The sequence below is a fragment of the Proteus sp. G2300 genome, assembly GCF_009915965.1.
Taxonomy (GTDB): Bacteria; Pseudomonadota; Gammaproteobacteria; order Enterobacterales; family Enterobacteriaceae; genus Proteus; species Proteus vulgaris.
Map to the genome: position 1 here is coordinate 290,900 of NZ_JAABNK010000005.1, position 15,787 is coordinate 306,686.

General features: G+C 39.4%; 13 protein-coding genes. 11 read left to right on the forward strand and 2 right to left on the reverse strand.

Going from position 1 to position 15,787, the window contains the following annotated elements; all coding sequences use genetic code 11:
- Nucleotides 1–3: 3 nt before the first annotated feature.
- Nucleotides 4–546, reverse strand: a complete 543-nt coding sequence (gene priC, locus GWI97_RS03575) for a primosomal replication protein PriC (RefSeq protein WP_036932857.1) — start codon at nt 544–546, stop codon at nt 4–6.
- A gap of 137 nt (nt 547–683) precedes the next feature.
- Between priC and apt the strand changes: the two genes are divergently transcribed.
- The 11 genes from apt (at nt 684) to yjiA (ending at nt 13,864) form a co-directional block, all read left to right on the forward strand.
- Nucleotides 684–1,235: an adenine phosphoribosyltransferase gene (apt, locus tag GWI97_RS03580; protein WP_036932856.1), complete on the forward strand. Its 552-nt coding sequence runs from the start codon at nt 684–686 to the stop codon at nt 1,233–1,235.
- A gap of 250 nt (nt 1,236–1,485) precedes the next feature.
- Nucleotides 1,486–3,459, forward strand: coding sequence for a DNA polymerase III subunit gamma/tau (dnaX, locus tag GWI97_RS03585; protein WP_115370457.1), 1,974 nt, complete (start codon nt 1,486–1,488; stop codon nt 3,457–3,459).
- Between the two features lie 54 nt (nt 3,460–3,513).
- Complete coding sequence (locus tag GWI97_RS03590; RefSeq protein ID WP_036932854.1) at nt 3,514–3,843, forward strand: YbaB/EbfC family nucleoid-associated protein; 330 nt, start codon at nt 3,514–3,516, stop codon at nt 3,841–3,843.
- Nucleotides 3,843–4,448, forward strand: coding sequence for a recombination mediator RecR (gene recR, locus GWI97_RS03595; protein WP_036932853.1), 606 nt, complete (start codon nt 3,843–3,845; stop codon nt 4,446–4,448). Before GWI97_RS03590 ends, recR begins: the two co-directional genes overlap by 1 nt.
- Before the next feature lie 243 nt (nt 4,449–4,691).
- Nucleotides 4,692–5,360, forward strand: coding sequence for a vWA domain-containing protein (locus GWI97_RS03600; RefSeq protein ID WP_036932852.1), 669 nt, complete (start codon nt 4,692–4,694; stop codon nt 5,358–5,360).
- A complete protein-coding gene (locus GWI97_RS03605) occupies nt 5,360–6,115 on the forward strand; it encodes a PP2C family serine/threonine-protein phosphatase (protein WP_087802982.1) in 756 nt (251 codons plus the stop codon). Before GWI97_RS03600 ends, GWI97_RS03605 begins: the two co-directional genes overlap by 1 nt.
- Nucleotides 6,109–7,584, forward strand: coding sequence for a hypothetical protein (locus GWI97_RS03610; protein WP_052038404.1), 1,476 nt, complete (start codon nt 6,109–6,111; stop codon nt 7,582–7,584). Before GWI97_RS03605 ends, GWI97_RS03610 begins: the two co-directional genes overlap by 7 nt.
- Nucleotides 7,585–7,598: 14 nt before the next feature.
- The gene (locus GWI97_RS03615) at nt 7,599–10,106 is read left to right on the forward strand and encodes an energy transducer TonB family protein (protein ID WP_103005040.1); all 2,508 of its coding nucleotides are present in this window, start codon (nt 7,599–7,601) and stop codon (nt 10,104–10,106) included.
- Nucleotides 10,107–10,443: 337 nt separating this feature from the next.
- A complete protein-coding gene (locus GWI97_RS03620) occupies nt 10,444–12,594 on the forward strand; it encodes a carbon starvation CstA family protein (RefSeq protein ID WP_036932847.1) in 2,151 nt (716 codons plus the stop codon).
- 60 nt (nt 12,595–12,654) lie between these two features.
- Nucleotides 12,655–12,861: a YbdD/YjiX family protein gene (locus tag GWI97_RS03625; protein WP_004245057.1), complete on the forward strand. Its 207-nt coding sequence runs from the start codon at nt 12,655–12,657 to the stop codon at nt 12,859–12,861.
- Between the two features lie 22 nt (nt 12,862–12,883).
- Complete coding sequence (yjiA, locus tag GWI97_RS03630) at nt 12,884–13,864, forward strand: GTPase (protein ID WP_036932846.1); 981 nt, start codon at nt 12,884–12,886, stop codon at nt 13,862–13,864.
- A 182-nt stretch (nt 13,865–14,046) separates the two neighbouring features.
- Here yjiA and GWI97_RS03635 read toward each other — a convergent pair whose 3' ends face one another.
- A complete protein-coding gene (locus GWI97_RS03635; protein WP_036932844.1) occupies nt 14,047–15,369 on the reverse strand; it encodes an L-cysteine desulfidase family protein in 1,323 nt (440 codons plus the stop codon).
- Nucleotides 15,370–15,787 lie beyond the last annotated feature (418 nt).

Sequence of the window (15,787 nt, forward strand, 5' to 3'; positions counted from 1 at the left end):
CCTTTAAAATTTATCCTCTTGTTTTTCAATGCTTTTTTCGATAGAGAAAAGGGCGTTTTTACAGCGTGCTAGGCGATTCTCCAGTGTGGCAATTTCTTTTTGCAATTCTTGTTGCTGCATAAAACTCTGTGCTTGCGTTAATGAAAGTTCTCTATCTTGGATCATGGCCTGTAGTCTGCGCTCATAATCCTGATGTTGGGCAAGTTTTTGGTATAAATCGACACTTTTTTTTCGTTGAGTAAGTTGGTTCTCTTGCTTTCTTAGTGTTTGTGTCGATAATTCACGAGTTAATGCTTCTATTTGTTGTAGGATTTGTGTGGCCAGAAATTTAACTTGCTGGCTTCGTTGTGCCTCAACACAAGCGATTAACTGGGTAAAATTATCGCGGATCTGTTGCATATAGCCGCCAAGAGAATCACTTCGGCGGTGGAATAGTGCTGTGTCGAAGCAAGGTGCTGCAATTTTTTTGTTTGCAATAGGCGCCAGTGTTTCGGCAAGATTGTCTATCTGTTTTTTAAACAAGCTTAAAGGATCAGGTTTATTCATCAGGTTCTTGTCCTTGTTTTGATAAAAACATGAATTGACTTAAAGCAACAAAAAAGAGTTGTTAACTGGCTTTCTGTTGCATTTTAACGGCATATTGCATAGATTCTATCGTTTCGTTTTTTATTATGGCACTGATTATGACTGCTAACGCGCAACAACTGCAATTTATTAAAGACAGTATTGAAACCATTCCTGATTATCCAAAAGAAGGGATATTATTTCGTGATATCACTACATTACTGGATAATCCTGCTGCATATCAGGCAACCATTGATTTATTGGTAGAACACTATCAAGGTCAGGGTATCACTAAAGTCGTGGGTACCGAAGCTCGCGGTTTCTTATTTGGTGCTCCGGTCGCTCTACGTCTTGGTGTTGGTTTCGTTCCTGTTCGTAAAAAAGGTAAATTGCCTCGCGAAACGCTCAGTGAAACTTATGATTTGGAATACGGCACAGATACTTTAGAGATCCACAAAGACAGTATCACGGATAAAGATAAAGTATTAATGGTTGATGATTTACTGGCAACAGGTGGCACCATTGAAGCAACTGCACGTCTTATCCGTCGTTTAGGTGGAACTGTGACAGAAGCAGCCTTTATTATCTGCTTACCTGATTTAGGCGGTATTGAACGCTTAGAAAAACAAGGTGTTCACAGCTTTACACTAGTTGATTTTCCAGGACATTAATATCTTCACTGTTTAGAGTGTGGTGATTCACACCATTATTTTAAACATGAGTAATAGTGCGGGTACTTTTGTGTTATTTGTGTGTGATATATAAATATCCATGGCCCGCACAATTGATTTTCTTTTCTGACACACGTCAAATATTCGACGGTTCTTTCATCAATATCTCATTTGTTTCTGACAAATCTCGCTCAATGGGGCGTCCCTGTGTTAGCATAGAGATAAATCTCGTTCAAATTTAGCGGAATCAATGAGCTATCAGGTACTTGCCCGTAAGTGGCGCCCACAAACTTTTCACGATGTTGTCGGTCAACGTCATGTGTTGACGGCTTTAGCTAATGGTCTAGATCATCAGCGACTTCATCACGCCTATCTTTTTTCAGGCACTCGAGGTGTCGGAAAAACCACTATTGCCCGCTTATTTGCTAAAGGGCTCAATTGTGAAACAGGCATTACGAGTAAACCTTGTGGTCAATGTGCAAATTGCCTTGAAATAGAACAGGGGCGTTTTGTTGATTTAATTGAAATAGATGCTGCATCGCGTACCAAGGTAGAAGATACCCGTGAACTGCTTGATAATGTGCAATATGCGCCAGCACGTGGACGTTTCAAAGTCTACTTGATTGACGAAGTTCATATGCTTTCTCGTCACAGTTTTAATGCGCTATTAAAAACATTAGAAGAACCACCAGAGCACGTTAAATTCCTACTAGCGACGACAGATCCACAAAAATTACCGGTCACGATTTTATCGCGTTGTTTACAGTTTCATTTGCGCGCGTTAGATATCGACCAGATTGCGACTCAACTCGAAAAAGTACTTACCGCTGAGCATATTGAAAATGATGTAAGAGCACGTCAGCTTATTGCTCGAGCAGCCGATGGCAGTATGCGAGATGCTTTAAGTTTAACGGACCAAGCTATTGCAAGTGGTGAAGGGGTTGTCAGTACTGAAGTTGTTAGCCAAATGCTTGGTACTATTGATGATGCTCAGCCTTTAGCACTGATTGAAGCTCTAGTAAAAGCAGATGGTCAACAAGTGATGTCACTAGTTAATGAAGTGGCTTCAAGGGGCACCGATTGGGAAAACTTCTTGGTTGAAACACTTTCATTATTGCATCAAATTGCCATGTTGCAATTATTGCCAAGTGAAGATAATCCCCAAGAACAATTTACCCAAGAACGTTTGCGCCTATTGGCTAAATCTGTTTCACCACAAGACTTACAACTCTATTATCAAACCTTATTGGTTGGACGAAAAGAACTGGCTTATGCACCAGATAGACGCATGGGCGTTGAAATGACGTTATTAAGGGCGTTGGCTTTTCATCCAAAAACAGTGATTGATGAGGTTTCTTCTGCACCATTAGCACAAACTTTACCTTCTACGTCATTGCCTACGAATAGAATGTCTGAACACAATGCCCAACAAGTGCCTCAGATACATTCGTCACAAAATACACGTTCTTCTTCACCTATGGATAATGCCTCATTAGGTAATAGTCCAGCAGCACAACTTTTAAGAGCACGGCAGGCGATAAAGGGGACGGAACAACAAACTCCGCCAAAAAAGTCTGAACCGGCAATGCCAAATCAGGCTAAGCCGGCTGCTAGTGCATTAGAGCGGCTAGCAGCCGTGAGTGAAAGACGTCAGCAAGTTGCTAAGCGTCAATCTAATCCTAATGCACTCGAGAAAAAGAAAAAAGAAGCGTATCAATGGCGTCCACAAAATCCTGAGTTGATGTCAACGCAAGAGACGGTATCTTCGCCTAAAGAGATCAAAGAAGTTCTCGAATACGAAAAAACCCCTGAATTAGCGGCAAAAATCGCGAAAGAATCACAAGAAAGAGATGCATGGGCTGCTGAAATTGAAAAAATGCCATTACCTAAATTGGTGCAACAACTGGCATTAAATGCGTATAAAGAGACAGTAAGTGAAGAAAACGTGATTTTGCATTTACGAACGAGACAGAAACATTTAAATTCTGCAAATGCGCTACGCACACTCACAAATGCATTAAGTGAATTGCATGGAAAAGCAATTTCACTCACAATTATAGAAGATGATGATCCCGCGGTAAAAACTCCGCTGGAGTGGCGACAAGCCATTTATGATGAAAAGTTGGCGTTATCGCGTCAATCGATTATTACGGATAAAACAATTCAAACATTACAGCAATATTTTGATGCTGAATTGGATGAAGAGAGTATCCGACCTGTTTAATCGCAACATGTTGTATGACTTCATACTGTGTGGCTTTTACAAAGAGAGACAATTATGTTCGGAAAAGGTGGTTTGGGCAATCTGATGAAGCAAGCCCAACAAATGCAAGACAAAATGCAACAAATGCAAGAAGAGATCGCGAACTTAGAAGTGACCGGTGAATCTGGCGCTGGCTTAGTCAAGATCACTATCAATGGTGCTCATAATTGCCGTCGTGTTGAAATCGATCCTAGTCTGCTAGAAGATGACAAAGAGATGTTAGAAGATCTGATTGCAGCCGCCTTTAATGATGCTGCGCGTCGTATCGATGAAACACAAAAAGAGAAAATGGCCTCTGTCTCTAATGGTATGCAATTACCACCAGGCTTTAAGATGCCATTCTAATGCAAACTAGCCCACTTCTTGAATCATTAATGGAAGCGTTGCGTTGTTTGCCTGGTGTCGGGCCTAAATCAGCGCAACGAATGGCTTTCCAACTGCTTCAGCGTGATAGAAGCGGTGGTATGCGACTTGCACAAGCGTTAACGCGTGCAATGTCTGAAATCGGTCATTGCTGTGATTGCCGTACTTTTACTGAAGAAGAGCGTTGCACCATTTGTGCCAATGTTCGTCGTCAGCAGAATGGGCAAATTTGTGTTGTGGAAAGTCCTGCAGATATTCATGCTATTGAGCAGACAGGGCAGTTTGCGGGCCGATACTTCGTTTTAATGGGGCATTTATCCCCTTTAGATGGCATCGGACCGATGGATATTGGTTTAGATAGACTTGAAGAGCGTTTGAGCCAAGAAACGATTTCAGAAGTTATCTTGGCAACAAACCCGACAGTGGAAGGTGAAGCGACAGCTAATTATATTGCTGAGATCTGTGCTCAGTATGATATTACGGCAAGCCGAATTGCTCACGGGGTTCCTGTGGGAGGCGAGCTTGAAATGGTTGATGGTACAACGCTTTCACACTCTATTGCTGGACGTCAAAAAATCTATTATTAATATAATAAATATTTTATTTGAAAAGCACCTTTTACTTAATGTAACAAGGTGCTTTTTTCATTTAATATTATGAAAAATATCGTAATTCTAATTTAAAATAATATTTTTAAGTCTTAAAACCGACTTTTTCTAAGAAATATCTTTATCTTCAAATTATTGTTTTTTTCTTTCTGATGAATTTTGCGCCTTTATGTTACATTAATCATTATCATGAAAAATAATAACTGAATGATGGAGCATCTTATGATCCCTGACGTAGCCTTAGTTGATAACAGTGAACAACGTACCCCTCTGATCTTAGTGTTAGATAGTTCTGGTAGTATGTATGGTCAGCCTATTCAACAATTAAATGAAGGCCTTAAACTACTTGAACAAGAACTAAAAAATGACGTTATCGCAGCGAAACGTGTGCGTATTTTAGTGATTGAATATGGTGGATATGACCAATGTACGGTGCATGGTGATTGGAAAGATGCGATGGACTTTACGGCTCCCGTTTTAGAAGCAAATGGCACAACCCCAATGGGACAAGCAATCATGTTGGCGCTTGAAGAGATAGAAGCTGAAAAACAACGCTTTAAACAAGCGGGTGTTGCTTATACTCGTCCTTGGCTATTTTTAATGTCTGATGGTGTACCAACTGATCAGTGGGAACAAGCCGCACAGCTTTGTCGCCAAGCAGAAGAAAGTCAAAAAACAGCAGTATTTCCAATTATGGTTGATGGTGCATCAGCAGAAGTGATGGGAAGTTTTAGTCGTAATGGTGTTAATGGTGTGAAAATGCTTAAAGGGCTGCAATTTAAAGAATTATTCTTGTGGTTAAGTGCCAGTATGCAAGTGGTTTCTCAATCAACACCGGGTGGCACTGCACAATTACCTTCAACAGATTCTTGGGCGAGTGTACCTGTTTGATGAATGATTGGTTAGCTTATGGGGCATCGGTGACAGGTATTGCCCATCAAGAACGTCAAATTCCTTGTCAGGATGCGTATTTTATTCGCCGCAAGGGCGAGTATCTTATCGCAGCTGTTTGTGATGGTGCTGGTTCATCTCGTTATAGTGAGCAAGGTGCTCAACTTGTGGCGCGGTTATTTACACTACGCATTACAGAGTGGCCAAATATTGATTTATTAACCGAAAAACAGATAGCACAGGGTACAAAACAACTTATTGAAGATATTCGCATTCAACTTGCTGAATATGCAGAAATAAAACAGTGTGCACTTAATGAATATGCATCCACTCTTGTGGCATGTTGGATTGGTGATGAAGGTGGCTACTTATTCCATTTAGGTGATGGTATTGCGGTTGTGGAATACAGTGATGGTACAAGTTATGTTTCTCAACCAGAAAATGGCGAATATGCCAATCAAACCTGGTTTGTGACGTCTGAGAACTGGGAAGCACACCTACGTGTTATACCTCTCAATAAACCAGTGAAGCAAGTTATTTTAATGTCAGATGGTGTACAGCCTTTTGCCATGAATAAAGCGTGTGATGCTCTTTACGAGCCTTTCATTACCCCCGTTATTCGTTATTTAAAAACAGTCTCAGAAGACTGTGGAAGTGAAGCACTCGCGGGAACATTGGCAGATCCTCGTACACATTCAATTACGGGTGATGATAAAACTTTAGTGATTTGCATCAGGGATGAAACGTTGTGGTAAAAGCGAGAAAAAAAAGAATAGTGACATCTGGTGCGACACAACTGCAAGATGAAAATGGTAAGATTTATCAAATTGGTGAGTTGATAAAAAGTGGGGGGGCAGGAAGTGTTAGTCACATTAATAATGCCTCTTTCCAAGTATCAAAGGTTTATCATGATAAAATTGATAAAGCTTATTATCTGAAAAAGATCACGGCAATGCAGAAGCTAAAACCTGCATTAGAAGCCATTTCTGTTAATGATACCCCAATAATTCAACTCGCATGGCCAGAAGCACGTTTATACAATAGCCAAAAGCAATTTGTTGGCTTTGTAATGCCTGAACTGGATGTGAAAAACACCATAGAGTTGGAGTATATTCTTCAAGAGCGTCAAGCAAAAGCTCATAACTTACCCACAGGGATGGGCGCTAAGGTTAGTCTGGCTTATAATCTTTGTACATTGATTGATGCATTGCATCAACAAGGACATCGTATTATTGATATGAAACCGTTAAACCTGCGGTTTTATAAATCAAGCTTATACATGTCTCTTCTTGATTGTGATGGTTTTAGTATTCAAGGTGAAAATATACGCTATCCCGCAGGGCAATTTACGGTTGAATACTTAGCGCCAGAATTTCAAGCAAAGCAAACTATTCCACAAGAGCAAGAAGAGTCGCAAGACCGATTTGCATTAGCTGTCATTATTTTTCAACTGCTTAATTTTGGTATTCACCCCTTTAGTGGTCGTCCTAAAAATGACAGTGTTCCTACTGATATTCCAAGACGTATTGCTGGTCGTTTTTATGGCTATGGCGTAAAGGCACATAATTTAATTACACCCAGTGTGGCGAGTGGACATAAACAATTACCTGATACATTAAGAATACTTTTTGATAAAGCGTTTTCTGGTGCACCTTCATTAAGACCAAGTGCCAAAACATGGGCGACGGCACTTTATGAATATGCACAACCTGAAAAACAGCAAATGGTGGTTTGTCAGAAAGATAAAAACCACCAGCATTTTGCAGGTAAAGCCTGTGTAGCATGTGCAAGACAAGCTCAATTACAGCAAGTTGCAACGACTCAAAAACAAAACCAAACGCAACGTGAGCAAGTTCGTCAAAAAAGAGTACAAAATGCGAATATCCGACAAGCGCCAATTCAAACTACGCCAGCGAAACCTATTCAACCGCCTGCGATATTTATTGCAGTTAAAAATGCAATAAACCAAGTACCCAAAGTCATATTACATACTGCTATTGCCATGATTGTTCCTGTGATTTTGGGGGTATTACTGATGAACTTTATTCCACAAGGAGCCAGCAGTAGTTTAGGTTCTAGTTGGATCGCTGATTTAATCAAAGCGGATTATATTGAACAAATACTAATAACGATGTTGAGTGTGATGTTTTTAATGGTTTCAGCCATTATCTTGTTAGTTATTTTTGTTTTCCCTTCAATGCATATTTTGAAAAGAAAGCCATAGTTTAGGGAAATAACATGAAAAAAAGAATAAAGCTGATCCTCATTATTATTGGCGTTATAACGTTACTGTTCCCTTTTTGGTTGCCAGCCTTCTTAGTTTCAACCTTTAGTTTGATTGATGGTGTTAATAGCCAAATTCTCCCCTCATCTGTTCGCTTTGATGAGCGTAATTTCTTACTGGGATTATGGCTAGGCTCTCTCATTATGACGATTGTAATGTTATTGCAATCGTGGAGAGCTAAAAATATTTACTATTTATTCGGTGGGGGGCTAGTGCTTTTAATGGCGCTGGGCGTGTCATTTTCAGTGATCCCAACGAGTGAATTGGAAGATCGTCGTCGTTTTGTTTTACAAAGTATCGAACAATCTGAATGGCAAAATTATCATTATCTTGTTGTTAATAGTGAAAATGAGATCCGTAACATTATCCGGTCTAATCAATCTAAAGCGCTGGCATCTATTAGCGCTATTGAGAAAGTGCGAATTACTTTACCAGGATTGGATTATTTTAGTGATGATGTGGCAGTAGCGACAAAAGCGAAAGAAGCTTATTTAGTTCATACCAAGGGAACATCAGAATATGCGGAAGCTGCAAAAATACTCAATTTTTATGGCGACTGGCTATTAAATCAACCTGAGATTATGGTTGCTCAGGCATTAGCTTCCCTTTCAAATAGTAATGATGCTCAATTAACGCAATCAGGTATTAATGTTATTGCTGTTGCACCATTATCACCTGAGGCATGGCAAGTTTTAGCACTTACTTATATTGCTCATCGTTCTTTGGATACACAAATTGAAAAAGCGATGTTAGCTTTAATGGTGGCAGATACGCTCAAGCAAGCTAAGCAAGGCCATAATGATATTTCAGCACAACAATTGTTGAAAAAAGCAATTTCAGAGCTTACTGAAAATCAGCGCCAGATTTATCAAATATTACAAGCGCGTGTTGTTGAAGATCGTTTTTATCGACAAAGCAGTACACCACCAGAAGAAGTCACTAAGCTTGCTAATCAGCGATTACCAGTGAGTAATGCAATTAATAATGATTTAACCACTTATCTTGAAATGCAATCAATGATGGGAAAAGAGTATCCCGGAGAAGTGATTGTTGAATCACCTAATGAAGTGAAAAACTTAACTGAGATCCGTTATCCAACAATCAGAAAATATATCCCTCGTGCAGATGTTATTTTATCCGTTGATGTTGATCCTCAAGGGCGTATTTCAGGGCTTTGGGTGCAAAACAGTAGTGGTATTCATGCTTTCGATGATCAAGCTGTGAAAGCTGCTCGTCATTGGCGTTTTATGCCAAACAAAGACGGATATCGCCAACGTGTGACAGTCCGTTTTGAAAGTACCCGTCTTGGTTGGAAAGAGTATGCGGTTAAGCAACAATCAACATTGATAACATTGGTTAAAGCTTATGCGAGACAAGATGTAAAAGGGATAACACTGACTGAAAATGCTTATACAGAACTGAAAAAGCAAGCACCTGAATTAGAAGATGGAAGAGAAGCAACTCGCTCTAGCTATGATCCTTATGCTTCTTATTACCCTAGATTATCTCAACAACAGCAAGAAAAGCGTGCAGCGTTACAAGCTATCTTAAAAGAGTTGCAGACATTGCCTAATGGTAAAAATAACCATGAAAGTTGGGATAATAGCATTCGCTTTTTAAATGAAAAACTTGCTCTTCATCAGGATAATGCTGATATCGTGAGAACAGTGGCACGTTTTGAATTGCAATATTACAACGTAGGAACCAATAATTTAGCCAGTTCTCCGAAAATTTATCCTCAAGATAAAGAATATTGGCAAACTTTATTACTCAATGCGCGTACTCACTTTGAACAGGCCATTGCATTAGAACCCGATCGTGAAGATGTTTGGTTAGGTTGGGGGATAACATGGTTAGATGAAGATCCTGAAATTGCAGCAGGTGCATTTGCTAAAGCGGCACAGCAAAAATCAAAAGAGAGTATTAGCTCTTTAATGCAAATGCTAGAAATGAGAATGGTGATAAATACACTTGAGGGTGCTCGCTTAGAGCGCTATCAAACCTTGCGAGCAAGAATGGATATGCGTTATTTACCAGAAGGTATTGAAGTCAAACCTTCAGATGATTATCTCAGTGATGACTTAACACAAATTCAGTTAGCTCAACGTGCAATACCAGCATCAGAACCGAATAGCAAAGTTATTCGCTCACCGTTAAGTGTTGATAGAGTTGAGCAATCAAATCGGATATTTAGTGTTGATTTCTCATCAGCAAATATCAAAGGCAGTAATCAGCCGTTACCAAAAGTGAATGCACCTAACTCCGCACCTAAAACAGGGGATATGATCTTACAACTTGATATTGATCCTCAAGGTGTTCCTACAGTGGTGATGCTAAAAAGCAGTAGTGGTGATATGAGCATTGATAATGCTGTGATTGATGTTGCTTATCAGTGGCGATTTAATGGTTCACCTTCTCGAAAAGGTAATGTACTTTTGATATCCGTTCAATTTAGTCAATAATCTTACTTTGTTTAAGTAATGTTATAAAAAAACGCCTTTTTTGTTGATGTTGAGGCGTTTTTTTTTGTATTTTATTATTCTATAACTTATTGAAAGTCATAAAATTGTTATCTAGATCACAAAAAAATCGCCTTTTGAAAACAGCAAAACCACTTAACTAAGAAAATAGACCGCTTAATTCGGTATACAACCGCTAAGCGATTTAGTCACACCATGTCAGTGTCAAAATTCTTATTATGTAGCTGCGGGCAGTTATCTCTCAGATTCGCTTAAATCATTCTTTACTGTCCCGCATTACTCTTTGGCTGTTCGGTCTTGCCTGAAAAAAAGGTGTCTCATGAACAAAAATGCATTTTTAAAGCACGTACCTTGGGTGGTCCTCGGGATTATCGGTGCTTTTTGTCTTTCAGTGGTTGCACTTCGTCGTGGTGAACACGTTAGTGCTCTATGGATAGTTGTTGCTTCTGTAGCTGTCTACTTAGTTGCTTATCGTTATTACAGTCTTTATATCGCTCAAAAAGTGATGAAGCTTGATCCAACGAGAGCAACACCTTCTGTTGTTAATAATGACGGATTGAACTATGTTCCGACTAACCGTTATGTTTTATTTGGTCACCACTTTGCGGCTATTGCAGGCGCTGGTCCTTTAGTTGGCCCGGTTCTTGCGGCTCAAATGGGGTACTTACCCGGCACACTTTGGTTATTAGCAGGGGTTGTGCTAGCGGGGGCAGTACAAGACTTTATGGTGTTGTTTATTTCAACACGCCGTAATGGTAACTCACTTGGTGAGATGATAAAGAAAGAGATGGGTCCAATTCCGGGTACTATCGCTTTATTCGGCTGTTTCCTTATCATGATCATCATTCTTGCAGTACTTGCACTTATCGTTGTTAAAGCATTAGCTGAAAGCCCATGGGGTGTGTTCACTGTTTGTTCAACAGTGCCGATTGCCCTGTTTATGGGTATTTATATGCGCTATATCCGTCCAGGTCGTGTGGGCGAAGTTTCGGTTATTGGTATTGTCTTACTGATCGCAGCGATTTGGTTTGGCGGTGTTATTGCGAATGATCCGTACTGGGGGCCAGCGTTAACCTTTAAAGATACAACAATTACCTTTGGTCTTATTGGTTATGCTTTTGTGTCTGCATTACTGCCAGTATGGTTAATTCTTGCGCCTCGTGACTACTTAGCAACGTTCTTAAAAATTGGCGTTATCGTTGGTTTGGCCGTGGGGATTGTTATTTTAAACCCTGAATTGAAAATGCCGGCGGTTACTCAATATATCGATGGTACTGGTCCATTATGGAAAGGGGCTTTATTCCCATTCTTATTTATTACTATCGCTTGTGGTGCCGTTTCAGGCTTCCATGCTCTGATTGCTTCAGGTACAACACCTAAGCTTATCGCAAATGAAATGGATGCTCGTTTTATTGGTTATGGTGCCATGTTAATGGAATCGTTCGTTGCGATTATGGCGCTAGTGGCTGCATCTATCATTGAACCTGGTCTGTATTTCGCAATGAATACACCACCTGCAGGCTTAGGCATTACTATGCCAAACCTACACGAATTAGGGGGTGAAAATACGGCAGTGATCATGGGGCAACTAAAAGAAGTTACTGTACATGCAGCTGCAACAGTAAGTTCATGGGGCTTTGTCATCTCTCCGGAAGAAATCTTACAAACAGCGAAAGATATTGGTGAGCCTTCAGTATTAAACCGTGCTGGTGGTGCACCTACTTTAGCGGTTGGTATCGCGATGGTATTCCATAAGATCATTCCTGCTGCAGATATGGGCTTCTGGTATCACTTTGGTATTTTATTCGAAGCGCTCTTTATTTTAACGGCGTTAGATGCCGGTACACGTTCTGGTCGCTTTATGCTTCAAGACTTGTTAGGTAACTTTATCCCTTATCTGAAGAAAACAAATTCGTTTATTCCGGGTGTTATTGGTACGGCGGGTTGCGTAGGTTTATGGGGATATCTGTTATACCAAGGTGTTGTTGACCCACTAGGTGGTGTTAAGAGTCTATGGCCATTGTTTGGTATTTCAAACCAAATGTTAGCGGCTGTTGCTCTGGTATTAGGTACGGTTATCTTAATTAAGATGAAACGCACTAAATATATTTGGGTAACTGTTATTCCAGCAGTATGGCTATTGATTTGTACAACATGGGCATTAGGTCTGAAACTTCTAAGTGATGACCCACAAATGGAAGGTTTCTTCTACTTAGCAAATGAATACAAAGCGAAGATTTTAGCAGGAGGTGCCGACTTAACCGCGGCAGAGATTACCAATATGAATCATATTGTAATCAATAACTACACTAATGCAGGCTTAAGTATTCTGTTCTTAGTGGTTGTTTACAGCATCATTTTCTACGGTTTCCGTACCGCAATGAAAGCACGTAAAAACCCAAAAGAAACAGCACAAGAAACACCATATGCTCCTATGCCAAAAGACGTTAAAGTGTCCTCTGGTCACTAATATTCGGTAAACAGTTTAACTCCGTACTGGTTTAGCTGGTACGGAGTTTAGGAGAAACGTATGTTTGGCAATTTAGGACAAGCTGGAAAATATCTAGGACAAGCTGCACGTATGCTGATAGGTATTCCTGATTATGACAACTATGTACAGCATATGAAAGATAACCATCCAGATAAGCCAGTTATGACCTATAACGAGTTTTTCCGTGAACGTCAGGAAGCTCGTTATGGCGGTGGTGACGGTAAAGGCGGTTTTCGCTGTTGCTAATAATCTGTAAAGGAGACACATTATGGAACCTATTGCAGTTACGATATTGACTGGTTTTTTAGGATCAGGAAAAACAACGCTTTTGCGTCATATGCTCAATGAAGAGCATGGTTATAAAATCGCTGTTATTGAAAATGAATTTGGTGAAGTGCCTATTGATGACGAAATTATTGGTGATAGAGCCACTCAAATTAAAACGCTTACCAATGGTTGTATTTGTTGCAGCAAATCGAATGAATTAGAAGACACGTTATTAGATTTATGTGACAGTCTCGATCGTGGTGAAATTCAGTTTGATAGATTAGTCATTGAATGTACTGGTATGGCTGATCCTGGCCCGATTAGCCAAACATTTTTTTCTCATGAAGTAATTTGCCAACGCTATTTGTTGGATGGAATTATTACTGTTGTCGATAATATTCATGCTCAACAACAGCTTGATCAATTTACGATTGCTCAGTCTCAAATAGGTTATGCTGACCGCATTTTGTTAACGAAAACAGATATCACACCAGCCTCTCCTGAATTAATGGCGCGTTTAAGACGTATTAATGCAAGAGCCCCCGTTAATACCGTTATTCATGGGCAAATTGATTTAGGATTATTGTTTAACGTAAAAGGTTTTATGTTGAACGATAATCTTGATGTAAAACAGCCTTTGTTTCGTTATCAAGCAGATAAGCAAGATGATATTCATTCCATTGTGCTGAAATTCGATTATCCCGTTGAATTGCAAAAAGTCTCAGATGTAATGGAAAAATTATTATTAAGCTTTGCTGATAATCTTTTGCGTTATAAGGGGATATTAAATATTAAAGATCAACCTAATCGCTTGTTATTCCAAGGAGTACAACGTCTTTACAGTGCTGATTGGGATAGACCATGGCATGAGGATGAAACTCGCCAAAGCACATTGGTCTTTATTGGCATTCAATTACCAGAAGAAGAGATAAGAGCCAGTTTTGATGCATTGATGCCTAGCACAGAAGAGAAGACATATTAACCTAATACCCTGTAGTGAGTGTTAGAAAGTAGTAAGAAGTAGAGAAGTAACCGTAGTAGTCGTAAAAATAGCAGTAACGAATATTGATAAGCTCCTGACTTGAGGAGGATCCTGTTCCTAGGATCTTATGTTTCACCCCATAATAACCAACATTATGGGGTGCTTTTTTTTAAACGTTCAAATTAGCCATTAGCAACAGCTTTATATTCCATGATCTCAATAATTTGGACATCAGTATGTTGCATTGCACGGCTTGCTAATGCACACAGATTTTCAATTGTAGAGTCAACATCATGAGCGACAATACCGTCATTACCTGTCACATAAGTATTATCTAGCGCCATTAATACAGCTTTATAAGCCGCACTTGCTCCTGTTGAAACTTTCATTGCACAGCTATTTGATGCGCCATCACAAATTACACCACTAATATCACCAATCATGCTACTAATTGCCATTGCCATGGATTCATAGCGTTCATCCATTAGCCATGCAATTGCACCTGCAGCACCCATTGATGCGGTTGTTGCTGCACATAACGCAGATAACGCGGGGAATTTATGATGAATATAGATTGCGAGTAAATGAGAAAGCATTAATGCTCTCGCCATTTTCTCTTCGCTGACCTTCAAATATTCAGCAACGACGACGACAGGCATTGTTGCCGCAATACCTTGGTTACCTGAGCCAGAATTACTCATAGCAGGTAAAACGGCACCACCCATACGTGCATCAGATGCAGCAGAAGTACGGATCATAATTTCAGATAATAAATCTTTTGCTAATAAACCACGCTGTTGTTGGCGTTGTAAAGTTTGCCCAATATGTAAACCATAAGTATTGTTCAAACCTTCTTTTGATAACGCATCATTTAAGTGTGCTGATTCAAGGATAAAAGAAATTTCTTCTACTGGTATTTGAGTAACAAATTGATAAATTTCTTGGGTATTTGTTTGAGTCAGTGTTTCTTTGATTTCGCAAGGCGATGTTGATTGTTCAGCATCGTCACAAGTGTTATCAAAAATCACATTGTTGTTATGAATGATTTTAACAATATTGGTGTGATTGCCTGCAATAATGACAGTTGCGCTGTTTTCGCCATCTTCAACAGTAACTTCGCTGTAGAGTACTTCTTGGCATGCTTTTTTAATCGAAACATTCACAATGCCAGAAGCTAATAATGCTTTGCTTTGTTCAACATGGTCTGGTGTTGCATTTTTTAATACTTCGAGGCCAGCTTTACAATCACCACCAACGGCACCCAAGCTTGCGGCAATGGATAAACCTACCATACCCGTACCTGGTACGGTTACGCCCATGCCGTTTTTCATTAAATTAGGAGAGACTTCTGCACTAATGCGGGTAATCGCGTGTTGTAAGTAACTTGCTGCTGTTGCAGCTGCTAATGCAAGCGAAATAGGTTCTGTACAACCTAAAGCGGGTTTGACTTGTTGTTTTACTGCCGCTATTAATATTTTCCAACGAGAGGATAATTGTTCTTTCATTGCATGTATCCAATAAACAGTATGAAAATTAATGAGTTATTCTATTTTTAATACCATCATAATACTGAATTTATAGGAGAAAGTTTTTTCCGAATTTACTAGCATTGCGTAAAATTTAAGAAATTATTACTCTTTATGATGTCAATCTTGGTAGTTTTTTCCACAATAAATAAAAGTAAATATTTTGGCGCCCTTGTGCAATTTTTTAGTGTAAAAGCGGGTGTTTTGTATCTTATTTATTAATAAAAAATAGAATGAAATAATTTGAATATCTAACGGTGAGATAAAATAAAAAGGCAATAGAACGAATACACAGTTCTATTGCTAGTATAATATTCATACTGAATGTGGGCTAACTTAGGAATGTTAAAATAAAGGCAATGAGTGCTTCAAGCATCACACGATTATCTTAACAGAA